22 protein-coding genes and 1 tRNA gene are annotated in these 23,593 nt (G+C 51.3%); 8 read left to right on the top strand and 15 right to left on the bottom strand.

The annotated features are described in order from the left end of the window. Nucleotides 1-105 precede the first annotated feature (105 nt). Nucleotides 106-966, top strand: a complete 861-nt coding sequence (locus BMX00_RS07925; RefSeq protein WP_090828495.1) for a hypothetical protein — start codon at nt 106-108, stop codon at nt 964-966. Nucleotides 967-1,008: 42 nt separating this feature from the next. On the opposite strand, the gene BMX00_RS07920 is transcribed toward BMX00_RS07925, so the two are convergent. From BMX00_RS07920 to BMX00_RS07905, 4 genes are all read right to left on the bottom strand, one after another. Beyond that, nucleotides 1,009-1,884, bottom strand: coding sequence for an endo alpha-1,4 polygalactosaminidase (locus BMX00_RS07920; protein WP_177171803.1), 876 nt, complete (start codon nt 1,882-1,884; stop codon nt 1,009-1,011). 399 nt (nt 1,885-2,283) lie between these two features. Further along, nucleotides 2,284-3,006 (bottom strand): HAD family hydrolase, encoded by a 723-nt coding sequence (locus tag BMX00_RS07915; protein WP_090828493.1) that lies wholly within the window; start codon nt 3,004-3,006, stop codon nt 2,284-2,286. A 2-nt stretch (nt 3,007-3,008) separates the two neighbouring features. Continuing rightward, nucleotides 3,009-4,013: a phosphotransferase family protein gene (locus BMX00_RS07910; RefSeq protein ID WP_090828492.1), complete on the bottom strand. Its 1,005-nt coding sequence runs from the start codon at nt 4,011-4,013 to the stop codon at nt 3,009-3,011. A 119-nt stretch (nt 4,014-4,132) separates the two neighbouring features. Continuing rightward, complete coding sequence (locus BMX00_RS07905; protein WP_218141517.1) at nt 4,133-4,879, bottom strand: dioxygenase family protein; 747 nt, start codon at nt 4,877-4,879, stop codon at nt 4,133-4,135. A 158-nt stretch (nt 4,880-5,037) separates the two neighbouring features. Here BMX00_RS07905 and BMX00_RS07900 point away from each other — a divergent pair, with 158 nt between their 5' ends. Continuing rightward, the gene (locus BMX00_RS07900; RefSeq protein WP_090828491.1) at nt 5,038-6,105 is read left to right on the top strand and encodes an NAD(P)/FAD-dependent oxidoreductase; all 1,068 of its coding nucleotides are present in this window, start codon (nt 5,038-5,040) and stop codon (nt 6,103-6,105) included. Nucleotides 6,106-6,167: 62 nt separating this feature from the next. Here the strand turns inward: BMX00_RS07900 and ygiD are convergent, their stop codons facing one another. Both ygiD and BMX00_RS07890 read right to left on the bottom strand, forming a co-directional pair. After that, complete coding sequence (ygiD, locus tag BMX00_RS07895; RefSeq protein WP_090828647.1) at nt 6,168-6,932, bottom strand: 4,5-DOPA-extradiol-dioxygenase; 765 nt, start codon at nt 6,930-6,932, stop codon at nt 6,168-6,170. Nucleotides 6,933-7,142: 210 nt separating this feature from the next. Further along, complete coding sequence (locus tag BMX00_RS07890) at nt 7,143-7,331, bottom strand: hypothetical protein (protein WP_090828490.1); 189 nt, start codon at nt 7,329-7,331, stop codon at nt 7,143-7,145. A gap of 488 nt (nt 7,332-7,819) precedes the next feature. On the opposite strand from BMX00_RS07890, the gene BMX00_RS07885 reads away from it, so the two are divergent. Next, nucleotides 7,820-9,820: a GumC family protein gene (locus tag BMX00_RS07885; protein ID WP_090828646.1), complete on the top strand. Its 2,001-nt coding sequence runs from the start codon at nt 7,820-7,822 to the stop codon at nt 9,818-9,820. A gap of 278 nt (nt 9,821-10,098) precedes the next feature. On the opposite strand, the gene BMX00_RS07880 is transcribed toward BMX00_RS07885, so the two are convergent. From BMX00_RS07880 to BMX00_RS07870, 3 genes are all read right to left on the bottom strand, one after another. Continuing rightward, a complete protein-coding gene (locus tag BMX00_RS07880; RefSeq protein ID WP_090828489.1) occupies nt 10,099-11,193 on the bottom strand; it encodes an aminopeptidase in 1,095 nt (364 codons plus the stop codon). Next, nucleotides 11,190-11,855, bottom strand: coding sequence for an esterase/lipase family protein (locus BMX00_RS07875; RefSeq protein WP_090828488.1), 666 nt, complete (start codon nt 11,853-11,855; stop codon nt 11,190-11,192). The genes BMX00_RS07880 and BMX00_RS07875 overlap by 4 nt, the downstream gene beginning before the upstream one ends. Nucleotides 11,856-12,097: 242 nt before the next feature. Next, the gene (locus BMX00_RS07870; protein ID WP_090828487.1) at nt 12,098-12,451 is read right to left on the bottom strand and encodes a hypothetical protein; all 354 of its coding nucleotides are present in this window, start codon (nt 12,449-12,451) and stop codon (nt 12,098-12,100) included. A 340-nt stretch (nt 12,452-12,791) separates the two neighbouring features. On the opposite strand from BMX00_RS07870, the gene BMX00_RS07865 reads away from it, so the two are divergent. Next, nucleotides 12,792-14,216: a homospermidine synthase gene (locus BMX00_RS07865; RefSeq protein ID WP_090828486.1), complete on the top strand. Its 1,425-nt coding sequence runs from the start codon at nt 12,792-12,794 to the stop codon at nt 14,214-14,216. A 675-nt stretch (nt 14,217-14,891) separates the two neighbouring features. Here the strand turns inward: BMX00_RS07865 and BMX00_RS07860 are convergent. Next, nucleotides 14,892-15,092 (bottom strand): hypothetical protein, encoded by a 201-nt coding sequence (locus BMX00_RS07860; RefSeq protein ID WP_090828485.1) that lies wholly within the window; start codon nt 15,090-15,092, stop codon nt 14,892-14,894. Between the two features lie 382 nt (nt 15,093-15,474). Between BMX00_RS07860 and BMX00_RS07855 the strand changes: the two genes are divergently transcribed. Together BMX00_RS07855 and BMX00_RS14565 are read left to right on the top strand one after the other, a co-directional pair. Next, nucleotides 15,475-15,711 (top strand): hypothetical protein, encoded by a 237-nt coding sequence (locus BMX00_RS07855; RefSeq protein ID WP_090828484.1) that lies wholly within the window; start codon nt 15,475-15,477, stop codon nt 15,709-15,711. A 501-nt stretch (nt 15,712-16,212) separates the two neighbouring features. Beyond that, the gene (locus tag BMX00_RS14565; protein WP_177171802.1) at nt 16,213-16,362 is read left to right on the top strand and encodes a hypothetical protein; all 150 of its coding nucleotides are present in this window, start codon (nt 16,213-16,215) and stop codon (nt 16,360-16,362) included. Between the two features lie 1,005 nt (nt 16,363-17,367). Here the strand turns inward: BMX00_RS14565 and BMX00_RS07840 are convergent. Next, a complete protein-coding gene (locus BMX00_RS07840) occupies nt 17,368-18,240 on the bottom strand; it encodes an alpha/beta hydrolase (RefSeq protein ID WP_143053061.1) in 873 nt (290 codons plus the stop codon). Between the two features lie 751 nt (nt 18,241-18,991). Here BMX00_RS07840 and BMX00_RS14560 point away from each other — a divergent pair. Continuing rightward, entirely contained in the window at nt 18,992-19,156 is a 165-nt protein-coding gene (locus tag BMX00_RS14560) for a hypothetical protein (RefSeq protein WP_177171801.1), read from the top strand. 154 nt (nt 19,157-19,310) lie between these two features. Here the strand turns inward: BMX00_RS14560 and BMX00_RS07830 are convergent, their stop codons facing one another. Then, the gene (locus BMX00_RS07830) at nt 19,311-19,565 is read right to left on the bottom strand and encodes a hypothetical protein (protein WP_090828479.1); all 255 of its coding nucleotides are present in this window, start codon (nt 19,563-19,565) and stop codon (nt 19,311-19,313) included. After that, complete coding sequence (locus tag BMX00_RS07825) at nt 19,562-19,900, bottom strand: hypothetical protein (RefSeq protein WP_218141516.1); 339 nt, start codon at nt 19,898-19,900, stop codon at nt 19,562-19,564. Before BMX00_RS07825 ends, BMX00_RS07830 begins: the two co-directional genes overlap by 4 nt. Before the next feature lie 183 nt (nt 19,901-20,083). Between BMX00_RS07825 and BMX00_RS07820 the strand changes: the two genes are divergently transcribed. Beyond that, nucleotides 20,084-20,159 (top strand) — tRNA-Asn (locus tag BMX00_RS07820). Between the two features lie 294 nt (nt 20,160-20,453). Here BMX00_RS07820 and BMX00_RS07815 read toward each other — a convergent pair. Together BMX00_RS07815 and BMX00_RS14985 are read right to left on the bottom strand one after the other, a co-directional pair. Beyond that, nucleotides 20,454-22,949 carry an N-6 DNA methylase gene (locus tag BMX00_RS07815; RefSeq protein ID WP_090828478.1) on the bottom strand — a complete coding sequence of 832 codons (2,496 nt, stop codon included), beginning with the start codon at nt 22,947-22,949 and terminating at the stop codon, nt 20,454-20,456. Nucleotides 22,950-23,303: 354 nt separating this feature from the next. After that, entirely contained in the window at nt 23,304-23,438 is a 135-nt protein-coding gene (locus tag BMX00_RS14985; protein WP_281245901.1) for a hypothetical protein, read from the bottom strand. Between the last annotated feature and the right edge of the window lie 155 nt (nt 23,439-23,593).

Raw genomic sequence — 23,593 nt, 5'->3', positions numbered from 1 at the left:
TTGAATGGAAAATATAGCTGTTTCCATCTTCTGTCTGTATGATCGCGAACAATAAGGCAGTGCCGGTTACCGCTATCTTATATTGCATACCGCGGAGGAATATCGATGAAACCATTGGTAATTTTTGCTTCTGTCCTGCCTTGTTTGCTCGTCCCGCTGTCATCTCCCACGGTTGCGGCCGAAGAGGCCTGCCGCAATATTCTCGTGGATGGGTTTTACAATAAATATTCCAAAATCAACCCCCGGGTTAGAGACCGGGCTATGTATGCGGAGCTGTGCTCATTAGAATTTGAACAAGCCCGCAATGCAATAAAGCGCGCACGGCAATCGGGCGACGACGGATCGCTGGGCCTCTCCTATGGATTGTTTAATCTCGACGACCTCGGACCGGGCAGTAGCGCGAATGGGGGCAAGGGCACATCTAACCTTCCGATCACAGAAGATCGATTCAGGCAGTGGAAGGCCGGTTATTGCTCGAAAGTTTCGGAACCAGATTCCTCGCAAGCGGCCGAATTTTTTATGCAGAAGGCGGCGATGGAAAATACGGACTCCGGGAAGATTGTGGAAAGTTGGGCGGCATGCGCGAGGAAGCGCGAAGGGCTAGCGTGTGGCGCGTCGCCTCATGTGAAAAGCGGTGAAGACGCTATGCTGAACATCAATTGGACAGGGCCCGTCGCATCGCAATCTCAGGCGCAGCCTGAAGTCCAGTACTCTTTTTTGACCCGGGGTGCTGTCTCGAAATTTGATGGTGCCCCAGCCAAGCGGATACTACCGGATGGCTACAAGTTAAAAGCGGGCAGCATGCAGATTCCCATCACACGGCCAGCGGATACGACGGTACTTGCCAATCTCAAGGTGAATTACAGTGGAACGGAACACAGCTGCAAAGTGTTTATGCCGGGCGACCGAGACTTCACCCTATCCGAACCTTTCGTTAATCGGATGAAGTTGAGATATCCCGGATAGCAATTGAGTAATTTCTGACGGGTTGCGTAATGGCACGGCATATCAATAGTATGCGCTACAGTCTTCTCGGGCGGCGTTCAGCGCCGGTCGCTTCTTGATGGCGCTGATACGGTTTACCTTGGCCGCGGGGCAGAATTTGCTTAGCGCGAGTTTATACTCCGCCTCAAAAACCGGTTTATTGAGTCTTAGGAAGTCCGAGAAGAAGTTGCATTCGTTGTATTGGAAGCATTGCTCGCTCACCACGAAGTCGAAGGTATTATAAATCCTCTCATCATGCGCCTGGTTGATGTCATTCTTGAGTCCGACTAGCATCCCCCGGGCATGGGCTCTATTTGCAACCCACAGATTGAAGTAGATCTGGTCCTCGTAGGTGAGCGGGAAGCCGCTCGATCCATGAGCGGCCTTGTCGTATCCGTCAATGTTGTCTGGCTCGATAGCGTCGCAGCCCATCCGTTGTGCGCGATCAAAGCGTCTCCCAAGGATTTCCGCAAGCTTGATGCCGGTCTTCGACTTTTGCGGGTTCACATCGCGAATATCCAGCCACCGCTCGTCGGGGAAACCCGAGTACTTTGCGCCGAGGATGCTCTGCGGGAAATCGGTTGCGTCATCCCGCCAATTCTCCCAGGAGCCGACATCGAGGTAGCAGATAACCTTGTATCCCTTGCTATGCAGCATCTGAATCGCTCCGCTGTTTTCGTTCTCGAACATATCAATGTCGTAGATCTTGATGGTCGGATCGGGATTTTCCTTGACCGGCACGGCGAGTTGCCAGTCCCATTTGGGCGGTTGAACTGCCGGATTCGGGTCGAGGGTCGGCGGCCATTCGCTCCCCATCGCTGGAAAGGATGAGAATGCCAGGGAAGCAAGCAATGTTGTTCCAATTCTGTAAGCCTTTGCAACCGACGAATATGTGTTCATAGCTGCTTTCTCCCTTTGCACAATAGCGGTTGGACGGAAGACCCCCATGTGGTGAAATATAGAACATGTGAGATACAAAAAATAGGAATCCTGATCCTCTGACCTAAAAAACCAACTGATTCCTCATGCCACAGCTACCGCTTGTTCGTTCGGCGAAGCGGGCAAAGGCCGCCAAACAAGCCTTCAATTTCAATGCAACATCCGTCGTTCACGTCCTATGCTGTCCGTCATATCTCTCACCCTGCAACTTGTACGCCATGGGCTGGCTGCTTTCCTACCCCCGTGAGCTTAACGCGCGCTTGCGCGCCTGCGTGATGATTACCCAGTCCTGCAACTTCAAGGGGAGACAATCAGACTCCATTTTCTTTTTATTCTGGGCCAGCTTGACTCCGGCGCTATTTAGCTCAACGCCGCGATGCCCTTAAGCACGTCATCAAATTGCGTGACCCGATAGTCCGGAACCACGTCCTTGTACGTTTTAGTGCCCTGGTTGGAATCGATGAAGAGGCTTCTGATGCCAAGCCGCTTCGCCGCATAAATGTCCCGGAACATGTCGTTTCCTATTCCGATCACCTCGTGTGGTTCCAGCTCCATTCTTTCGAGCGCTTTTTTAAAAAGCCGTGAATCGGGCTTCCTGAAACCGAAATGACTCGAAATAATGATCGGGTCGAAGTAGTTGTCCAGCCCGACGGCCCGGATTTCGGGCATTGCGTAGCAGGACTGAGCGTCCGAAATGAGCGCCAGCCGGTAACGGATTTGCAGCTCGTTGAGTACCCTTTTGACGTTGGGATATAGCTGCAAGCGATTGCGGGATACCCCACGGTAAATATGGGCAATAACCTTGGATAACTGTCCTCGAATAGGATCCGATTTTATCCCTTCCTGCATGAGGAACTCATTCCATATGGCTTCCACGTCAATTTCCGGATATTCCTCGCCCCGCGCATCTTTCTGCTGTTTCATGATTTCGTAATAGCGTTCGCGGACTTCCCATCGGTGTAAATTTACATAGTGGTAGGTCAAATAGTGAGCAATGGCGCGGTAAATTTCATCCATAGCTTCATTGGTTTCAATATCGATCAGCGTGCCATAGAGATCGAACAAAATACCTTTTATCATCATCGTTACCTCAACATTTTTTTTGCATCATCCAGTAGCAGACGGCTGTAATGATCATTTATCCACGAATTACGCGCGATACGCAGGAGCGTGAGTCCCGCGTAGAATGGAATCCGCCGGGTAATGGATGCAAAAGCGGCGTCGCGGTTAGGAAAATGGCAGGCATACTCCCAAAGGAAGTGCCCGATGAAAGGCTCCGCCAGCCATCTGTCGTGGGCATGCTTCAGAAAGTAATGCTGCAATTCGCCCACCACCCTCCCAACGTCCAGGACCCTGTCCGCCAATTTCATCCGTTCCAGATCAATAACGATGACCCAGAGGCCGTCGCCGAAGAGAACATTAGCAGGAGTAACATCACTATGGGCCAGGACCTCGCGGTCTTCCCACATGCAGGGCTTCTCTCGCCAACGATCCCTGAATCCGTGAAACTCGCGAACCTCGTCCTGACCCAGGCGTCCGGTACCGGCCAGATGTTCCAGAAGTCTGTCGAAATATTCACAGTCCTTATTGAAGTCCACTGTGCTATCGCGCGCCGTGCGGTTGTGCAACGTGGCGAGAAAATAGGCGAGCGACCCGAGTTTCTGAAAAAGCGCGTCCCGCTCTCCTTCTGAGATAGCCCTGACAATGAATTCAGCAAGCGATGTGCCGTAACAGTATTCCTCGACCAGTACCTTATTGAGGTGCGCGTTTCGGCCAAGGGGACGAACGACGTAATGCGGGTAACCGGCAAAGCCAATGCTGCGCAGATAATTGAGATTGTTGTATTCGCGCTCCATGTGATGAAGTGCCGCTTCTGGACCAAAAAGGGGAACGCCGCCAAAAAACTTCCCGATAATCCGGAGTTGACTATGACTGTCTTCGTAGAGGTAGACATGATTGGAGGAGGGAAGTCGGTATACGCGAAAGTCAGGCGAGTTCAGGTTGACTCCAAGCACCGGGATAATATCGTGCTGCAGATATCCATAGAAGGGGTCGTCCTGCGAAAGATGGCCTAGGTATTTGTAGTTCATGACCTATCAGAAGTGGCGGCAGGCAGGGCGCCCGGACAGTCAACACATCCAGAACATCAAGCCAATCTGTTGTCAGCAATGCTCATAAAGCGCATACGGCATTTATTCGGAATATCCAGTCAGCCCCTGAATACGATATCGAAAACCGCGACCATAAAATCAGGTTCTTCCGCAACAGGCCGATCCAGTTTGACTATCAGTGCGCCTGGATCGAACGCGCTCTGAAGAAACGGATCATTTTCATTATATGGGTCGCCTTCAAAATACATCTGAGTGATGAGTTCATCATGGCTGCCTCTGACATTAAAATGGATATGTGCCGGGCGCATTCTGGTCGGCATAATAGGGTAGGCTGACGGTTTTATGGTTTTAAATCGATAATATCCATCGGCTCCGGTGGTTATTGCACCGAAGCCCTGGAAGTCCGGATCGAGGGGCGCAGGATTGGTGTCGTCGGGATGCGCATACCGTCCTGCAGCATTGGCTTGCCAAATTTCTATGTCCGCACCCGCAACCGGCTTGCCCGCTGGAGACCGTACGCGGCCTGTCACAATCAGCGGCTGTCCCTTCGCGCGGCCCGATCCTCCGTGCACACGAGTCAGATCGCCGCTGCGATCGGGCTTGCTCATGACGGGATAAAAAGGCCCCAGAATCTGGTCTTGGGTCCGATTCAGGGCTGCCAGCGCAAAAATTGCGCCCGTCGGCAACAGGCTTGTTGCAAGCGCTGCGGCGGATGCCTTTAAAACGCCACGGCGGCTTGGTGCCCGGTTCATCTTTTCCTGTCGTGGCTCATGGATTATTGCTTTTCCAAAGATCGGACTGTGCTCGACTTTGTTCTGATATGCCTTGTCCGCTGCAGAAGGCATCTCAGGCTCCCTAACCACATTAGTACAGAATATGGATAGTTGCCAGCGCATGCTGGTGCGTTACCATTGCCCAAGAGGGAAATGATCGGGATGACTGACCGGATACCAGCATTGTTCAAGTCGTCTAAATCATCGATGAGTTCGACAGGGCGAGCATAATGACTCAACTTAGGAGTGGCATGCGGCGGATGGATATCGCGGTGGTTGGCGGAGGGCCGGCCGGTGCCATATGCGCCCTTACACTTGCTCGGGGCGGCGTGCCCGTCGGCCTCGTGCATTGGGACGGATACGCGCCCGACGGTGTTGAGCTTGTATCTGGCCATGCTCGGAGGATGATCGAACAATTTTGTCCAGACTTCTTTCAGCGCGTTTCCGGAGTGGAAATCCATGAGACGATATCGTTGTGGGGGACACCGGAGCCTGTCACCTTCAACGCGATGTTCAACCCGTGGGGTGCGGGCGTCGCGCTGGAACGCTCAATTCTCGACCATGGACTACGCGATCTGGCACGCGCCGCGGGCGTATCAATCGCCCTCGATACCAAAGTCGTGAGCGCCGAGCGCAAAGATGGCAACTGGCAGCTTCTGGTTCGCGAAGGGAACGCCGGAACCCATCTTTTGAGTGCGCGATTTCTGATCGTTGCGACCGGGCGCGTGGCGGCGAGTATTGCCGGCTGCCCGCCTGTAGCTGAATCGCCGCAAATTGCTCTGATGACGCAGCTATCCGCCGAAAGCGATATCAATTCCCCTCAGGGGCATACGCTATACTTAGAAGCCGTGGACAACGGCTGGTGGTATGCTTTACCCACTCCGGATGGGGGTTACTTTACCGTTTTTTGCACAGATCGGGATGAGGTGAAGAAACGGCGGACAACCCTGAGAGAATTCCTTATCCAGGAGATGCGCCGCACGCATTTGCTCGGTCCCCTATTGTCGAGCGCTGCCGGCAACTCGCGCATCTCCGGCCGAACGGCTGGCGCCCGCGGGTTCGGGGGAGCGGCCGGAGACGGCTGGATTGCCGTCGGCGATGCAGCCTGCGCACCTGATCCCCTCAGCGGTATGGGCATCGAATTAGCGATACAATCCGCCCGGCTTGGGGCCGATGCAGTGCTGGAGGTTATGGAAGGGCGCAGCGCATCCGTCAAATTTGCGGAGTATGAGGACGAAATTCGGAAGGGTGCCAGTCGTTCCGGTCAGACTGCGGCTTATCATTACGGCCGTCTCTGAATTGCTCGCGGACCAGTCAGATGGACGATAGCAAAAAACCTGGGCTTTTTGCAGCCAGTCCATCAGCCTATCGTGATTCCGAGCATGGAAATTGAACCATCGTCGAATCCTTCCACCGGAAAGCTGATTTTCTCCTTGCTCCGGCGCTGGGCAAGAATATAGAGAAAAGGCAGATAGTGGTCGGGGGTCGGTATCGACAATAATGCGTCCCGCCCAAGTTTCTCATAATCGATGAGTGGCTCAATATTCCCCGAGCTTAATGCTTCCCTTACCCGATTTTCGAATCTGATAGCCCAATCGTAGGGTTCCGCGTTATGCTTCCCCCATGCGTAGGTGTGGAGGTTGTGCACGATGTTTCCGCTGCCCAGGATAAGTATGCCCTTTTCGCGCAGCGGCGCCAAGCGCCTGGCTATTTGGTAATGCCAGGTTGCCTCCCGGGTTTCGTCGATACTTAACTGAACGACAGGGATATCGGCATCCGGAAAGATGTGCTTGAGAACGGACCAGGTCCCGTGGTCCAGGCCCCACTCGGTATCCCACACTGCGAACGGGGAAAGCAGGTCTGCGGTTTCCGCAGCCAGTTCAGGCGAACCCGGCGCTGGATACTGCACTTCATAGAGTTCCTGGGGAAAACCACCAAAATCATGAATGGTTCGTGGTTTCGCGGCAGACATGACCGCGGTTTTCGGAATATACCAGTGTGCGGAGATGCAAAGGATGGCTTTGGGCCTGGGAAGCGCTGTGCCGATGGCGGACCACGCAGCCGTATAGGCGTTATGGGACAGCGCATTCATCGGATTGCCGTGTCCTACAAATACCGCCGGCATGAGAACGGGGGAAGTTGAGGAAGGAGCAGCGCTCATTAAATATTATCTATGCTACCTATTTCTCATTTATTCATTTACCGTTGCAGCGACGTTCCGTGTGCGGTCCATATATATTTGGCCCCTGGGAGAAATCGACCTGCCCTACCCATGGGATTTTTGGAAGACTCCGGGATTCAGGAAGATTATGAAGAGTTTAGCCGACCGCCGGACTTACTCATTCATCCCCTCTAGATGGCTAATCGGCTCGTTCCTTTTCCTTCCCGGGATCTTCTCCACATCGGTCCATAGCCTGCGGCCGGTTGACTGGAAATGTTTGAACATTTTTTGCCGAAACGCTTCCGATCTGTGATCGAGCAACGCAAAAGCGAAGTCGAACAGGTCATGATCATACTTTTTCATTTTCTGAATTCCTGTAAAAGGGCTGAAAAGGGGCTGAGAATTTAAAACGCTGAATAATCGTCACGCAATCCCATCTGATTCACAAACAAACGTGGACAAACGCGGCAGAAAGCGGAAGCCTCTGAATAGCCTTCTGTCCGCATGCGACTTATTCGGAGCCCTAATCTTCGAAAAGCGGCGATATACCGTTCAAATTCAGTTGTCTTAACATGTTTACTGCAGCCCTCACCTTAGAACAAAACCTTTACAGGAATATGAAAAGCAACTTATCTTTGAGTTATACGTATATTGTCATGAGGCGGGGCATCATTGTTTGTACGCAACCGAACAGAAGCTCCGTTTTTAGCATGGCATATACCCGGAAGTGGCAGGGAACGGTTGTGGGTGATCGCCGGTTCGGTAAGCGCCGCTGACGTTTGCCCGGTTTTCAGGCAAGCAAAATGCTTACGGCGTCATGCGGCGTCATGTATTCAACGGTTGGCCGGTTTATGAAAAATAAGATCAATCAGCGTTTCGCGAGCAATTTCTACTCCTCTGCCGGCACCAGTGACCAGCCATGGTACCGGTCGCGCAGGCTGAGCATTTTTCTTGTTGTGTTTTTGGTCAGCGTTACCATAGGTCTGGCCTACAATTACAGCCGTCCGGCCATTTATCGCAGTAGTGCCACATTGTTGACTTCGGCAATGACGCCGGTTGACCGTGGAAGCAACGATGCCGATATTCAGCATGTAGCCATTCAACGGCAAATTTTGCTGGGACATGAGTTGATTGCCGAGACTTTGTCACGGCTCAAGGCATCAGACGCGCATCAATTTTTGGCTCGGTTGACCACATCCGATATTCAGAATCTGCTGAATGTGGAACCGGTCGCAGACACCAATCTCGTCGAAATAAAGGCTGAGGGCGGCGACCCGAAGTTTTTGCCACTACTCATCAATACCTGGATAGACGTATACCTCGATGCGCGTGCTGAGGAAGTCAGAAAGCAGACAAACGACACGACTCGTATTCTGGAAGACGAACTGAAAGGATTGAGCGTGAAAATCGATTCTGCCCGGGCGGAGCTGGAGTCTTTCCGAAAAAGCCACGATATTTCCTCGACCGAGCGCAATGAGAATGAAGCACTGGCCCGCCTCAAAGGCTTGACTGATTCCCTCAACAAGGCCAGCGAGGAGGAAGTCAAGGCGAAGTCCACTCTGAATGCGATCAGGACCGCCATATCCCGCGGGCAGGCAGTGGTTCCAGAGGATGAGAAGGGGAGTTTGCTCGACCTGGAGAAACGGTTACATGATTTGCGCGAGAAACTGGCAGACCTCGATAAAAAATTTACACGCGAGTACCTGAATCTGCAGCCGGATTTAAAATCCATCCCACAGCAAATCAAGGAGCTGGAGTCCGCGGTTAACAATAAGCGTCAGTACGGGAAAAATGTCGTGTTAACCGATGCCGAAATGAATTACGCTGCGGCGCAACAAACCATTCGTGAACTTCGCGTACAGTTGGATGAGCACAAAAAGCAGGCCTCGGCATTTACGTCGAAATTTACCCAACATGATGCATTGAAAACCGATCTGGAAGGTCTGGAAAAGCTCTACCGTGACGCGCAAGAACGGTTGGTGCAGGTCAAGACCAGCCATCGGGAGAAGTATCCGCAAGTTACAGTAATTAGCAGGGCCTATGAAACGCGCGAGCCGGTGAGACCGGAATATAGTCGCGATGCTCTGATAGTGATTGCGGGTTCCCTACTCTTGGGCCTCTTCGGTGTGTGGATTTCAGAGTATCTGACTCAAAAAAAGGAGCAGCAGCCTTCCATCGCTGTTTTTGGAATGCAGGGATACCCCGCGGCGGCTTCACCGGCGGTCGGGAGTTTGCCTGATTATCCGCGAAGCGCGCTCGGTTCCTCGGATCAGAAACTGCCAGAACAAAAAGCCAATAGCTTACTGCCCGGCCCTTTACACCGCGAACTGTCCAGTCATCAGCTCAGGATTCTTCTCAATGCCGCCAACCTCAAAGGGAAGCAACTGATCGGCTTATTGCTTAGTGGTTTGGATATAGATGAAGCCGTGTCTTTGGAACCGGATCAAATCGATCTGGAGACAGGAACAATCACTCTTGCGGGCAAAACGGCGAGAACCGTTCCCATCAGTGGTTTTCTCCAGTCACTGTTCAAGCAGTCCGAGGGCCAGCCTTTATGGGACCCGGATGATCCACGTTCGCGCGTCGATCTTTCCGCGGCTTTGGTCTGCGCGGCGGTGGACTCAGGCCTGCCCGATGCGGAAGGAATTACTGCGGAAGCAATCCGGCATAGCTACATTGCGTATCTTGTCCGGCAGGGCCTGAGATTATCGGACCTGGAACACGTCGCAGGACACCTGGAGCCCGACGTCGTTTCCAGTTACCGGACTTATTCACCGCCACAGCAAGGCCGGTATCTTTACGAGATAGAGCTGCTTCATCCTGCGCTGAGCGCGGCGCCGATCATCAAATAGAAGCATCAGCTTAACAAAAATACTACCTTTCCGCGCCAAAGCAGGTCATAACCGGCGCATAAAATATTGAGAATTCGCCGTTCCGGTTGACCCGGAATCCGGTGCAATAAACAATGAAGTGGTTTTGCATGCTACTGGACAGCGCCGCCGGTATGACATTGGTATTATCAAGCGCGATTATTAATGAGGTATCGAATCACGCGAGCTACGTTTGCACTCCTCGCCTGCTAATCCTGTCTGCTGTTCCAGCCCGCTTTCCCGCCCGCTATCCCCGCTTGCTATTCCTGTGGGTCCGTATTGCTGGCGGAAAGGGTGCGTCCATCCGTGCTGTGGAGGAGGGTAGTCCGCTCCGCTTTTGGAAGCCGGCTTAGTTCTCTCACGGTTTCGTAAAATTGGCCGATATCTCCCTCGTGCCGGGCAAGAAGCGCATGAAATGCAGGCACCCAATGCGTATAGGTCGAGACGGAAGCCAGAAAGGCATTATTGAGATGCAGCGTCAGCCATTTATCATAACTGGCGGACCGGGCCTTATCGGTTTCCAGGCTCGATAGTTTTTCGCGCAACTCGCCGAGGATACGCGCCTTGCCCACCCGCTTTTCGGCCAGGCTCTGACTCGAGGCATACAGCTCTTCCAGGCGCTTGCGATAATCCAGCATTATTGCGGTGGAAGCAGCTTTCCTTTTTTGAGAAGCGTCAAACGCGGCACGTTGATCCTCCGCACCATGCTGGCCCAGCCAGCGGGCTATGCCTTCCAGTTCAACCGCAGTGGCAAACGATTCGTTGAAAGTGCTGTCATCCTGCACATAGACCATCTGGTGGGCAAGCTCGTGAAATATCAATTGCGCAAGCTCCGCGTCAGAATAGCCAAGGAAGGTATTGAGTATGGGGTCCTTAAACCACCCGAGCGTGGAGTAGGTGCGAACGCCGCCTACGCTTACATCATAACCTTTAGCCCTGAGTTCTTCAGCAAAGCGCTGGGCTTCAGCCTCTGAAAAAAAGCCACGATAACTGACACAGCCGGCCGCTACGAAACACCATTTTTCCGGTTCTATGGATAGCTCGGGCGCGGCGGACACATTCCAGATCGCATAGCGCCGACCCAGGTCGGCATAGGTGGTAAAACTCTGGTTGTCCGGGAGTTTGAGTTCGCGACTCGCGAATTCGCGCAGTCTCGCCACAAGCGTCAGGGTGCGTTTCAATCCTGGATCGGCTTCAGGATCGGCAATGATCGAATGGATCGGACGGACCCTGTTCTGGATGTTCATGTGGCCGTCCACGGCTTGGGCGTAATAGCCGAGATTAGCGCAACCGCCCAGCCAAACGATAAAACCAACAGCGGCGAGCCGTGGCGCGTGCAAAATTCTGGTTATCATGCTGGCTCCCCGTCCTCCCGGTTATGTAAAAAATGACCATATCGCAAGAATGAACATGCCTGGCGAGCCAGCTCGGCAGATACAAGCATCCCGGAATGGGTTACGTCGAGCACTATCCGGTCGTTTACGTTCGAAATCCGTGTTTCCTCAACCGTGACCACACCATCATTTGGCACTGCCAAACGAGAGATCAGTTTGCCACCGCCTATGCTCCTGCAACCGGCAATCACGCCGAGTTCGTGTTGGTCGTCGCACAGCGGGGGCTTCTGGCCCAACCACTGCAGCATGCTGCGCCCTAGAATATAGCGTCCTGGATCGCGGCGGGAAAGTTTTGTTGCCACGCAACTCGCATTGTAGGGGCTCCCCGCCAGGATGATGCGGCCAATCCGGCTCTGGGGAAATTCATTAAGCATCTGTAGTATTAAAAGGCCACCCAGGCTATGGCCGATAAAATGTATGCGGGGCGCATCGATATCCGCTACAAAACGCGACAATACTAACGCATTCTGCGATAACGAGTCGCGCATGGAAGGGTAGGAGAAGAAAACCGTATCGAAACCGCAGCGCCCCAGCCGCAAGCCCATTAACTTCATGACCCAGCCATGCATCCAAAGACCATGCACCAGCACCACCGTCTCCTTAGCCGCTGGCGTACCGGACACTGGCGCTCCTGAAATTGGATCCACACACTTTGGGATAAAAAAAATGGGAAAAGAAAAGGTGGATACGAAAAGGCGGCATCGCGCGGGCGCACACAGCCATGATTGGCCCCTCGCGGTGAAACGGGGGCCAATGGGAAGGGCTATGGGAAGCGGCCTGCGGGAAGGGCCTATGGGAAAATTCCGCTCAAACTATCCGGATCAAGCGATCGCTTGGCCCAAGCCGCTTCGACCAACGCTTTTTGTCAGGCTACTTTTACGGGGCCATGATCATCGCAATGACCGTCATGGGGATAATGCAAATGACCGCCGACCAGGTAGTCAATATGATCTCCGTGCGGTACGGCCTCGTGGCCGCATCCGGGGCCGTGCACATGTTCCTGCTTATGCATGGCGCATTCGTGCCCAGGCGTGCAGTTTTCCGGATTTGCTTCCGTCACGGCTACGACGTGCTCATCAACATGGCTGCCGTGCGGGTAGTGCAGGTGGCCATCGTGCAAATAGTCGATGTGATCGTCATGAATGATACCCGTGTGGCCGCACTCCGGTCCATGTGGATGAGTATGATCTTCATGCTGTGGCAGGTTACAATTGGTCATTCTCGTTTCCTCTTAAAAAGAAATGGGTAAACTGCGCGCGCTGCGCATGTATAAATAACACCACTTAGATAAGCAGATAAGCGCGCCAACCCGCCTTGCCCCTTGCCCCAACAGCGAAAGAAAAACGACACGGCAGCGGTATCCGCAATTCAGAGTATTTGACCCAACCGGGGGCACACAGTTCCGCCGGCGCGCGCCCCTCGGTTGCGTGTGTGCAAAGGCGAGCACAGGTGACAGGATTCGTTGCGGTTTAAGGGAACGGTAAGTTTGTTGAGCAAGCGAAAAGAACATGAGAAGACCAATAAAGCCAGTATATTTTGCAAGCCGGGAAAATCGAAGCATGGAAACTAAAGCATATACCAAGCACGCGCAGCTGGCGGGTTCTCTAATAATAGTTGGTTTTGGCAGCATAGCGCAGGCCGCTCTCCCGCTGATATTGCGTCACCTTGAAATACGACCGGGACAAATCACCGTTATTTCTGCTGATGAGAACGGGAAGCTTATCGCGCAGGAATTCGGCGTCACTTTCATACTTCACCCACTTACCGAGGAAAATTACGCAGCGGTGCTGGAACCGTACCTGAACAAGGGGGATTTCCTGCTCAACCTGTCGGTTGATGTCTCCAGTATAGCGCTGATGGAGCTATGCTGGCACCGCGGCGCACTTTATCTGGATACGTGTATCGAACCTTGGCTCGGAGGTTATACCGACAGATCGATCCCGGCGTCGCTTCGCTCCAATTATGCGCTCCGCGAAAAGGCGCTCGCCTTTGGGCGCGAAAAGCCAAAGGGAGCCACCGCCATTATCGCTCAAGGCGCGAATCCGGGCCTTGCTTCCACTTTCGTCAAGAGGGCGCTGCTCGATATTGCCGCCGATATCGGCCTTCCGGTAGAAAAACCGGCAAGTCACACCGAATGGGCCGAGCTGGCTTTCCGTCTTAATATAAAGGCTATCCATATTGCCGAGCGCGACACCCAGGTTGCTGAACACCGCAAGCGCCGCGATGAATTTATCAATACCTGGTCAGTCGATGGCTTTGTTGGCGAGGCTCTTCAGCCCTCCGAACTGGGGTGGGGGACCCACGAGCGGCATTGGCCGGAGGGAGGAGCGCGTCATAAATTTGGCTGTGACGCGGCCATATACCTCAACCGTCCTGGCGCCGCTACGCGCATACGCAGTTGGACACCTCTCACCGGTCCTTATCATGGTTTCCTGATCACGCACGGCGAGTCGATTTCAATAGCCGATCATCTGACTCTGCGGCGAAATGAGAAGGTCGTTTACCGTCCAACGGTGCATTATGCCTACCATCCCTGCGATGACGCCGTGCTCTCGTTGCATGAATTGGCGGGAAGGAACTGGCATTTGCAGGCGAACAAGAGAATTCTACGGGACGATATAACTGATGGTATGGACGAGCTGGGTGTACTGCTGATGGGGCACGCAAAGGGTGCCTATTGGTATGGGTCGCGCTTGTCGATCCGCGAAGTGCGTCAGCTCGCACCGTATAATAATGCGACCAGCCTGCAAGTCGCGGCAGGGGTTCTGGCCGGAATGGCGTGGGCGCTTCAGCACCCCTATGAAGGCGTAATAGAACCCGATGACATAGATTATGAGACCGCTCTCGAAATTGCCCGGCCTTATCTGGGGGAAATTACAGGGATTTATAGCGACTGGACCCCATTACGCGACAGAGGATGGCTGTTCAGCGAGGATGTGGATAGCGAAGACCCCTGGCAGTTCAAGAACATACGTGTAACCTAGGGAACCACCGAATAAATCCCACGCGAGCGCGATAGCGGCCGTGAGGGAAGGGACACGCGAGAGGCTCAACGCGACGGCGCAACCTCGAAGCCAACCTGAAGTGGCGCTCACTGCTGTGTGCTCATTGGCATTGTAAGCCTGGCTACGACCTACTTGGCCACGACCTGTCGTGCGCTGTGATCACCCTGGATTTTACGGGCACGCACTCCGTGGTAGCTAAAGATACGGACATACTACGGACATACGGACGCCGCCGGGTGACATCGAGAAAATATTTCCAGAACCAGACCTGAGCTGCCCTTGGCCGCTCGCAGCCCGCTCTAGGCCGCTCTAGGCCGCTCTCAGGCCGCCTTATCGGTTCCTCAGACCGCGTCAGTCCCGTTCTCCAAAGCCCAAAGTTGTTCCATCATTTCAGGTGGAACCAATCCCTCCGCGTGATCCACCTTGGCAGTGGCTTAACCGCTGGCTCAATCCCTAACTCAACCCTTGGCTCAACCTCTGTGGTCGCTATGGTTTTCCGGCTTATCGCTTGTGCAGTACTTCCCAAAGTTGCGCATATCCCCAAGTTACGCGCCCCGAAGTCAATCAGATGATCAAAAGCACCCCGCCAGTAAAACCGCTGTTATATTGCTTATTCAGGGATATTCCGCACCTGCCGCCCGCCCTTCAGTTCGGCTAGACCTGGGAGCCCACCCTTCTCGACCGTGACCTGATGGCAAACATTTTTTTTTCTTGCCGCTCTTTTTTCATTTCACCCCAGTTTTCCTGAGCTTTTGCTTGAGAGTGCCTGAACATTTTCTTCGTAAAAACCTCGGCCCCCTGGTCAAACAGACCCGAATATGGTTCTACTTCGTCATCGTAAAAATAATTACTCACTTTTATCTCCTTCTGAATCTGAAAAGAATTTAATAATGGAAAGAGCCAGAACGAAACTCGCAACCTGTGTATCGAGCTTTGCTCGATAAGATAGTCGATTCAGAATGAAATACTGTGCGATACCGAACTTAGTAAATACCTCCGCATTTTACTGATGCTGGCACGACGACCTCCTCTCAAGAAGGCTTTGAATTTTCGAGCAAAAGCTCCTCGATCCGAATTTTTCCAAAAGAAAGAAAAAAATGCGCCAAGTCGTTGTGACCCAGCTTCGCAATGCGGGATAATGTGGGGGACCTCGCCTATACTGGAACACAACTGAATAGAAAAGTTGAAGCCGTTTTACTGCAATATATTTTATTGCCTATATCGAGGAGTTTGAATAATGGATATCGAATGGAAAATCGTCGACGAAAGTCATCAGGAGGTATTTGTGGAAAAGCATGTCAGAGGTCTCCTGTGGATCACTAGTGCCGGTATTTCCTTCTGGCACAGCTATCCCAACCCGGGGGTGGATCTCTCCAATGCGAAAACCATTGAAGAAGCAAAAAAAGTCGTGGAAGCCGCGCTTCGTTTAGAGGAGTACGAAGATCCCTCTGCGGTAAAAAAGCTGGTCAAGTGAACATCCCCGGGCAGGGCCCAGCCGAACGTTTGATAGTAACGGGATGGTCCATTACGAGGATGGACTGCGTAAATTGACGGCTGAGCTAGTTCAGTCAGGCTGAGGCTGGGCTTGGCAGATTAGCGAATCGCGCATGCGAATCGAGTATGCCACTTGGACGTTTATAGTCGGCACTTCATCGCGTTTGTTCGACTGCTGTCGTATTTTATTGTCCACAATTACTGTGGATAAGTTTGTTGATAAGCTATGAACGTGGCGGATAACTTGTCTCTCCTTGAGGACATTTTCGCTTTGTCTATTTTTTAAACATTTAAAATAGCTTTTATTTATCAAATAGCAAATAGATAATTCGTAAATCCAGTATCCGTGCGCAATTGCCCGGCCTCATTTTGATCCATCGCGCAATTCCGCATCGAATGTGGATTACTAGTAAATGTCAAGCAAAATTTTTGGCGTACCGGCAGGCTTACCTGAAGAAACGCATGGCTTGTTCTTGAGTTCATGCAAAACGAATTAATAGCCCCCGGCATTATTACCCCGGCTCGCCAATCCGGTTGCCATAGCAGTGCCACTTCCGCCGCGGTGCCTACGGTAGGCACGTCGTTATCATGCATACACTGGCCCATGCTCCTGCGTGAAGTCATCGACTGATAAAGTTATCAACTTTTTTCCAGCTTGTTCATGGAGCCAGTGCCACTTGGGGTCGGTCTTACCCGCAGCGAAACCTTCAGACAGTAGCATTATATAAGCTGAAGCTAAGGCCGGGAATAAGCAAGCAAGCGGGCGCCAATAGCGTTCGGGAGCGCATGGTCCGTGACCGTTTGGCAAGTTATGCTGCGACCGATCTGGCGGATAGCCAGTAGGGATTATCGCGGAGCCATTTCACGTTTGTATTGCCCCGTTTGGCCGGGTTTTTGTTGTCCACAATTGCTGTGGATAAGTTTGTTGATAACCTATGAACACAGCGGGTAAGTCGCCTTTTCATAACAATATTTTCTCTTTTGGCTATTTTTTGACCTGTGTAAATATCCATTTATTATCAGATACATATGCTTAAAGCTAGGATTCATGCGGGTTTGCGGCGGGCTGCTTTGGGCAATCGTGCCATTTTTGTGACGGATGTGGATTACTGTGAAATGTCAAGCAAAAATTCCCGCTGAGTTTCAGAGAAATTTTCCCGAGGAGCTCATTCACCACCTCAGGAATGACCCTCAAGCCGTTGAGGAAATTGATAAACAAGCCTTTGGAAAGTTTATCGCAAAACGGTTTGGCGCGACCTCAGCAGGACGTTCGGACCCGGAACCGATACATTCCATTTAACGTTTCCGGATTCACGCTCTCGAATGTAGCTCAATTGTCGAGATCTGTTTGGGATGGTAGCGTGGAAACGGTTTCCCATATCGCTTATCGATTTCAAGATCGATTTCAATATCGATATCAAGCTCAAGAGTGAACCCCCACTCAAAGCGAAATCCACTTCACGAGGTTGTCTTTGAGCTGGCCGAGCCATCATCCTGTGCGCTGATGTTCACGGTCTGGCTCTGCCCGGATCCCTGGTACAGGAGAGGCAGAAGGAGAGACAGAAGATTTGATTATCGAGAGTGGCGCTACGTTGCACCGACCTCTTCATGCTTGAGGTAGGATTACCGCCGCGCTTTATTGAATTGAGGGGCTGGGATGAGGGGCTTGTTTGGGTTTTTCCAGCCCGGCCAAGCGGCGCATCGCTTTGATCCATTCATCGCCCGCTTTGACAGCAGCATCGCGATGACGGCCATCCGGAACGATAAGCAATGATTTCGGTTCAAGAGATAAGGCAAAAAGCCGTTTCCCCATCTCTACCGGGATTACCTCATCCGATGAGCCATGAATGAAAAGTTTTGGAATCCGAATATTCCTGATCTTCTCGTCGGATGTATATTTCTGGGTAAGAATCAGCGATAAGGGAAGCCATCCGTATGAGGTGGTTTCCACCACTTCAGAGAATGACGTGTACGTTCCCTCGACAACCAATGCATCGAGGTGAGTTGCCGTTAATGCCAGATTGATGGCTACCGCTCCACCTAACGAGTGGCCATAGATCAAGCGTTTCTTTGAATGCGGTGCAAGGTTCAGCATTCGCTCCCAAGCCGCTTGCGCGTCCGCATAGAGCGCGGATTCATTGGGGAGGGCCGGGCTACTGCGACCATACCCCCGGTAATCGATTGCCAATACGGCGAACCCAGCCCTGTGGAGGCTGTGAATTAAACTTATATTTCGGTTTGAGGAAATGTTTCCCGCATTGCCATGCAAGTACAGAACTGCCGGAGCGTCACTTGATGAATTAGGAATCCACCAACCGTGTAACAAACCTGCGGCAACCCCATCCACAGCCGGACTTTCGATCCACTGATCGGTAAAAGCGAGGGACTCCAATTCGGGAAGTCCCATCATTTCCCGTGAGGGAGCATAGGCAAGCCCGCGCTGCCACTCATCCACAGATGTGCATCCGCCAAAACACATGGCGACAAGCATCCAAAAAGCGCTCTTCACAATGAATGAACCGGTTTTCAATTTAGAAGGGACGATCAACAGGGAGACGATGATTGTGATAGCCTTGGGTCTGGACAGCTTCTTTAGTCTGGGACTGCTTCAACACGCAGGAAACCCCCGCAGCGGACTGTCTAAACCTGCCTGTTCCGCGCCTGGGTTCCGCATTCGGGTTCCGCATTCGGGTTCCGTATTCGGGTTCCGTATTCGGGTTCCGCATTCGGGTTCCGCATTCGGGTTCCGCGCCTTTATTCTGGTTTGCCCTACTTTGCACAAAGCAATAGTGGCGCCCGTGGGTCGATAATTATACTCATCCGACCTCTCCAACAGAAGTAGCTCAATGAAAGAGGCTTTTTCCTCCGAGCGGTCGAAGTATGCCAATTGTAGTTTCAACCCTAACAGCAACAAAAGGGGGGGTCTGGATGAAACTTAACCAAATTTGTGATTGAAATTGAGGATTGTTTTGGCAATGAATACCTTTCAGATTCGGGCGGCGAGACATGATGAACTGTTTTCGATAAGTTGAGCCTTGCGTGGTTATATATGTAAACGTGACAGAGCGACCGTGGGATCGGCAGAGTGCCAGCCAGGGCTGAGGATCCGATATCCGAAGAGTAGAGAGCTGCGGGTCGCCGTCACAGGCGAACATAATAATGTGAATGTGCGGTAACAGACGGTCTCAGCTACAGTTTTGAGGTATAAATGAGATGTAGTCGATTGATTTCAATTAACTATTAATAAGAGGAATAATTATATGAAAACTCTCAAGCTGTTCGCGACCATCATGGCGCTCGCCAGTCTAGCCGGCTGCATTTCGCTTGGTTCAAGAGAACCCGGTCCTCAAGGCCCGCCAGGACCTAAAGGAGAACCTGGAACCAGCAGCGAGAAAATTATCGTTGTTCCTGAAAAACAGTATTGATATCAAACGGAAATATTTCGCTACTTGAATTGGTAGCAGGGCATCAGGCCCGGATAGTGCAGCCTGATGCTCGTCTCCGGCCACAGGTTCAGCCACAGGTCGATCAATCCCAGCGAGGGTGCAGTGACACTCGCAATTTTATTTTATAGCGGAGTTAGATTGTCTTGTACGGGCGAAGTGCGGCGTAAAACTCTTTTTCCCTTACACCCGCCTGGTTGGCCAGGGACGCTATCACGTCCGGGCTGAATGCAGACTGCGGGCAATCCAGGAACACCTTAAGCCGACAACCGGAAACCGTCTTTACCCACTGCTCATGCGCATTTTCTTTCTGAGGCCTGGGAGAAAATCCCAAAGTGGTGAGGATCTGTTTGACGCGTTTATAGGTGAGAGGCGGGCGTTTCTCGCTCATACATGTCCATCGGTACTCGGAGTAAGGGGAATAAGTTTCCTGAACAGAATCCGATCAGTACCGTATTTTATATGTAAGGCCTGCATGACAAAATAAAGGTAGTATTTCACCCACTGGTATAACGGAGCCTTCCGGGTCAGGAAATATTCGGCATATTCACGATCTTCGCCTGCCAGTGCGTCGTGTAAATATTCGCGGATCATCGCGTTGAGCTTGCCGCAAGCTTCCGCATCACTCTCGCCTTGGGCCGCAAGGCCCAGGTCGAGGCAGAAAGCCTGCCACTGCCCCATTCTCTCTTCGGCATAACAGCGTAGAAGTAATTCGCCCGGTCTCATGAGATAGAGTATAGACCAAAAAAAAATGGAGGCACAAACTAAACGTTTGCCCGCTCAGTTGAGCAACCGAGCTTTTCAAATGGATAGGGTTCGGAGAGGCGAAATCTCCCGAAATTCAAGGTAGTTCGGACCGTTTCGATTGACCGGGGAAACTCAAACTATTAGTATATGCACCTCTCCAATTCCCCGATAGCTCAGTCGGTAGAGCGACGGACTGTTAATCCGCAGGTCCCAGGTTCGAGCCCTGGTCGGGGAGCCATAAAAACAAAGACTTACGCCAATTACGGCGTCTTTGTTCCCTCTTAGTAGCCTCATAGTAGGTTAAAATATAAACGCGCGAGCGGTAGAGCGTGCTTGAAACACTGCGATTATCGCCCCCGAAACGTTGGCTTGAGCATAATTTGTAATCGGAAGGGTGCCATTCGACTCTAATACAAATTTGTGAATAAAAAGACTCACTAGACCGCTCAACGTATGGCGGCGAACCTACACAGAAAGACGGTGGAGGTTTCAAAACGGGGATCGCTCAAATAGTGACGAGTGGTAACGCGGCTCAGTCTTCGTCTGCCTCGCTATTTAGGCAAATTTGATCTGATTCCAAACCAATGAGTGGGGAGTTTAGTATTGCTACTTTGTCGTGCGGGCTCCATAAATGGTGAAACTTAATGGAAGAATCTGAGATTGACCTCGACCATTCGACAACCGCACTTTTAATGGTTTGTATTTCCGCTCGCGCAGGTACCGGAATCAGAACATTCTTTATCTGATCCAGCGTTAATTTCCCGTAACTTGTGCCGCCCGACTCAGTCCAGAACTGAATTCTGCACATTTCGGTTCTGAGTGCGTGGAAGACCCATTCAATGGGAAAACGATTCTTATTTTCCGGCCGTTCGCGAACAATTGCGACGCCGTCTGTACTCGCATACACATGCTTGTCCGCGTGTATGTAAAAGCCTATATTCCGCCGTTCGGGTCGTACTAAGCCGATCACTATATCTCGTTGCATTACAAGATACCCTTTGCTGGTCTTCCTAACCTCAATCTGCCATCGCTTCTCTCTGTCCTTAAGGATGACTACACCTTCGACGGCTCTGATATCCTGTCCCTCGATCAAGTGTAAGAGCTCGTTCTCTTTATGAACGCTCTTGAACTCCACTGTCTCTTCTACCACCTCTGCAGCATCTTCAAGTCGGACGTAGGAACCATTCTTTATAGTTCGAATATTTGAAAGTGCCTTAAAGTTTATTCGCCTCGGTTTCATATCGAGCAGGGGATGTGTGCTGATATCTCGTAACCTCGCTCCAGTCCACGAGGACGCAGCGGAGCTGTCGCGTTGCGAAAGGAACATGAGAAAGTTATTCTTGACCCTTCTAAAATCTGTATCGATCATGACCCTATTCATCTCATCGCGCATTTCAAGTCCAGTCTCGCCGTCGCGAAGAGGTATCGAGAAGAATCCCTTTCCAAGCTTATACCCCACCTTTCTCACTAGTTCAGAATGAACTGCGTAGTCGTTATTCTCCGGCACTAACTTTTCGGCAAACAAAATATTTGATCGCAGGTCCGCTTCTGATTTAAGAAATATTCTTCGGGGCAACTCAACCAGCCCTATAATCTTGAAGTTGTCGATGACCCATTGACGAACGTATCCGTAGCTTGCAGTGCACAGATACCCTTCCGGCAGGATAATTCCCATCCTCCCTCCTTCCGCTAATAACTTGAAACATCTCTCGATGAATAAGATGCCGAGTTGTTGCGAATCAAGTACCGTACCTGTTCTTTGCCACCTACCTTCCTTCCTTTTCCACTCGTGGCCAAGATCATAGTTTTTAAGAATTGCTTGCCGCGTTTCGATTGTCCGAGAACCAAAAGGCGGATTGCATAACGCAACATCCATTTGGCCTTCCCATAGAGAGAAGTTTTCAATGGAATCGACGTTGTGGAGATTGGTTTGGCCATCCTTATTCAATATCATATTGATGACGGCGAGTTCATACGCTTGTTTATCCTTGTCCGCGCCATAGACCCGATTGACAATTTGACCGTCGTTTCTCTTGAGACGATATTGCAGTGCTGCGGTAAGAAAATCTGCAGTGCCCATAGCTGGATCGACGACTTTATCATTAGGTCCTGGGCGCAGTATTTCGACCATACAGTTCACAAGAGTCAGCGGTGTAAAGTACTGGTCCAAGTCCTTCTTGAAAACAACCGGCACGAATGTCATGAACACCTGTTGCATTGAGTCACTCGACGAGTCAAGCAGATTTAGGCCTTGGACTTTCTCTATGATTTCTCGCAGCACCTTTTCGTCGAGGCCAGTAGTGTCTTTAGCGAAGACGGATTTTGCTTTGGAATAGATTCTGGCTGTTCGCTTGTACAGAGCTTCTATGCGGCTAGCGAATGTAACATCCGTTCCTGGTACAACTTGAAGAATGAGGTCATTACCGGTTTCCTTTGCTTCTCGTTCATCTATGTACTTCGCGAGCAGCAACTTCACAGTTTCCCGATATCGGACGGAATCGTCGTTGATGTGGTTTGAGCGCAGTGTATTTGCGATATCCATCAAGGTCGCGGATATATCCTCCGGCTGAATGAGGTCTAAGTACTTTAGTTTTTTATATTGGTATTGATTTCCAAAGTCTGGAATATTTCCTAGCTCATCCTTGGTAATTGATACTTCGTTATTTACGGTTTTCTTAACGTAAAGATGTCGGTTGATGTCATCCCAATACACACCAAAGACGGATGGTCTATCAATCTGACGAAGGGCGGGTTCAAGTTGAAAATTAACTGCACTCTTCTTGGATTTGCTTTCGCGCTTAATTTCAGCGATGAGAATTATGTGTTTGTTTCTTTCAGAGGGGGGAAGATCATTAGCGTCCGCAATGGGGATGTCATATATAACAATGTCGGCGCGTAAAGAATTACGCCTCTCATTCCCAACCCATTTAATAACGACGGTTTCGCATTCGAAATTGGTTGTTGGATAATTCTTACCTAGAAGGTACTTGATGCAATCGATTCGCCTCGCTTCTTCTGAGACGGTCATACAATCTTTTGCAAAATATGAGACTCCTAGTTGACCTCGGATAGGACAAATAAGGCTTACGCTTGATTCCAAAGGTACTCCGAATGATGGGATGAATTCGAACGTGTCAAATTACGCTGAGTAACAGAACAGAGCGGTGAAGGCAGCAGACCGAAGAGACGGTCCCGAATTGAAATTTATAGGAATCGCGGTAATGGGTAGGAAGACACGATCTTCAATGCGAACCCCCGCGTCGAAAAAAATGCCCGGAGGACCCTGCCAGCCATATTTGCCGTCGTGACAAATGAAATCAGCGACTGCGGTAAACGTGAAAATGCGTCCCAAGATCGAAGCAGACATTCACGTTGCACCTAACTAAGCTTTACCAATTTTTTTCCTATCCATTAGCCTTTGGCCTTGAATTGGTATTTCCAATAATTCTGCCAGCTGCTGTTTTTCTTTGTAGTCAACAGGAAACATGTAGGTATGCTGAATAATCATTTCTTTCAAAATGCGGATACAAACGGGATTGTTTTTTAACTTAGCGGCAGTTCGCGATACTGAGTGAATTGAGGTTCCCTTGGTTTTTCGTCTTCCAACAGGTGTGATTTACGCTGACAGTTGTTTCTTCCGCTGAGCAGCCAGCCAGTCATCAAGGAACTGCA

This window comes from Nitrosovibrio tenuis, from assembly GCF_900109785.1.
GTDB classification, from domain to species: Bacteria; Pseudomonadota; Gammaproteobacteria; order Burkholderiales; family Nitrosomonadaceae; genus Nitrosospira; species Nitrosospira tenuis_A.
This window is presented reverse-complemented; position numbering and strand designations above follow the sequence as displayed.

Bases quoted from the DNA above. Each gene is read 5' to 3' on its own strand.
- BMX00_RS07915 (WP_090828493.1), bottom strand. From the start codon at position 3,006: ATGATGATAAAAGGTATTTTGTTCGATCTCTATGGCACGCTGATCGAT.
- BMX00_RS14560 (WP_177171801.1), top strand. From the start codon at position 18,992: ATGAAAACTCTCAAGCTGTTCGCGACCATCATGGCGCTCGCCAGTCTA.
- BMX00_RS07910 (WP_090828492.1), bottom strand. From the start codon at position 4,013: ATGAACTACAAATACCTAGGCCATCTTTCGCAGGACGACCCCTTCTAT.
- BMX00_RS07885 (WP_090828646.1), top strand. From the start codon at position 7,820: ATGAAAAATAAGATCAATCAGCGTTTCGCGAGCAATTTCTACTCCTCT.
- BMX00_RS07815 (WP_090828478.1), bottom strand. From the start codon at position 22,949: ATGACCGTCTCAGAAGAAGCGAGGCGAATCGATTGCATCAAGTACCTT.
- BMX00_RS07890 (WP_090828490.1), bottom strand. From the start codon at position 7,331: ATGAAAAAGTATGATCATGACCTGTTCGACTTCGCTTTTGCGTTGCTC.
- BMX00_RS07830 (WP_090828479.1), bottom strand. From the start codon at position 19,565: ATGAGCGAGAAACGCCCGCCTCTCACCTATAAACGCGTCAAACAGATC.
- BMX00_RS07905 (WP_218141517.1), bottom strand. From the start codon at position 4,879: ATGCCTTCTGCAGCGGACAAGGCATATCAGAACAAAGTCGAGCACAGT.
- BMX00_RS07925 (WP_090828495.1), top strand. From the start codon at position 106: ATGAAACCATTGGTAATTTTTGCTTCTGTCCTGCCTTGTTTGCTCGTC.
- BMX00_RS14565 (WP_177171802.1), top strand. From the start codon at position 16,213: ATGCAAAACGAATTAATAGCCCCCGGCATTATTACCCCGGCTCGCCAA.
- BMX00_RS07825 (WP_218141516.1), bottom strand. From the start codon at position 19,900: ATGAGACCGGGCGAATTACTTCTACGCTGTTATGCCGAAGAGAGAATG.
- BMX00_RS07920 (WP_177171803.1), bottom strand. From the start codon at position 1,884: ATGAACACATATTCGTCGGTTGCAAAGGCTTACAGAATTGGAACAACA.
- BMX00_RS07865 (WP_090828486.1), top strand. From the start codon at position 12,792: ATGGAAACTAAAGCATATACCAAGCACGCGCAGCTGGCGGGTTCTCTA.
- BMX00_RS07900 (WP_090828491.1), top strand. From the start codon at position 5,038: ATGACTCAACTTAGGAGTGGCATGCGGCGGATGGATATCGCGGTGGTT.
- ygiD (WP_090828647.1), bottom strand. From the start codon at position 6,932: ATGCCGGCGGTATTTGTAGGACACGGCAATCCGATGAATGCGCTGTCC.
- BMX00_RS07855 (WP_090828484.1), top strand. From the start codon at position 15,475: ATGGATATCGAATGGAAAATCGTCGACGAAAGTCATCAGGAGGTATTT.
- BMX00_RS07870 (WP_090828487.1), bottom strand. From the start codon at position 12,451: ATGACCAATTGTAACCTGCCACAGCATGAAGATCATACTCATCCACAT.
- BMX00_RS07880 (WP_090828489.1), bottom strand. From the start codon at position 11,193: ATGATAACCAGAATTTTGCACGCGCCACGGCTCGCCGCTGTTGGTTTT.